The 685-nt window shown below is 48.0% G+C and carries 2 protein-coding genes; both read left to right on the top strand.

All coding sequences use genetic code 11. The features are described 5' to 3' along the window. Nucleotides 1-248: flagellar biosynthesis protein FliQ (fliQ, locus tag A3750_RS01070; protein WP_068547947.1), on the top strand; the 248-nt coding region annotated here is incomplete at its 5' end. A 2-nt stretch (nt 249-250) separates the two neighbouring features. Next, the coding region (locus A3750_RS01065; RefSeq protein WP_197474781.1) for a flagellar biosynthetic protein FliR at nt 251-685 on the top strand (435 nt) is incomplete at its 3' end.

Genomic DNA, 685 nt, shown 5'->3' with positions numbered 1-685 from the left:
ATCTAGTCAGTGAAGCGCTCTATCTGATCGTTCTTCTCGTTGCTCTTGTTCTGACGCCAGGTTTGCTGGTCGGCCTCGTGGTGAGTGTTTTTCAGGCTGCAACTCAGATTAACGAGCAAACCTTGAGCTTCTTGCCTCGTCTGTTGGTCACCTTAGTAGTGCTTATCTTGGCGGGGCCCTTCATTATGCAGAAGCTGATCGATTTCGCCGAGAAGCTGATTCATAACATTCCTATTTTGATAGGCTAATTGTGGTCTTTACTGATGCGCAAATCTCGGCCTGGGTCGCGGGTTGGCTTTGGCCTTTATTTCGTATCGCCAGTTTTTTTATGGTCATTCCGATCATCGGTACCCAGCTCGTTCCTATGCGGGTTCGAATTGGTTTCTCTTTCGCGGTTACTTTGCTTGTTGTGCCGTTATTGCCGCCCGTTCCTGCAGTCGATGCATTGGCCTTTACCTCCGTTTATATAACCTTGCAGCAGATCTTTATCGGCACACTAATGGGCTTGATGTTTGTTATGCTGATGCAGTTGTTTGTTGTTGCTGGACAAATGATCGCGATGCAAATGGGTTTGGGTTTTGCCTCAATGGTTGACCCAGCGAACGGTGTCAGCGTTGCAGTGCTTTCGCAGATATTCCTAGTTGGCGTTACCTTGATTTTTCTCGCCATGAACGGGCATCTCGTA

The organism is Oleiphilus sp. HI0079, assembly GCF_001635105.1.
The sequence above is the reverse complement of the archived record's forward strand: the minus strand, read 5'-3'. Positions and strand labels throughout refer to the sequence as shown.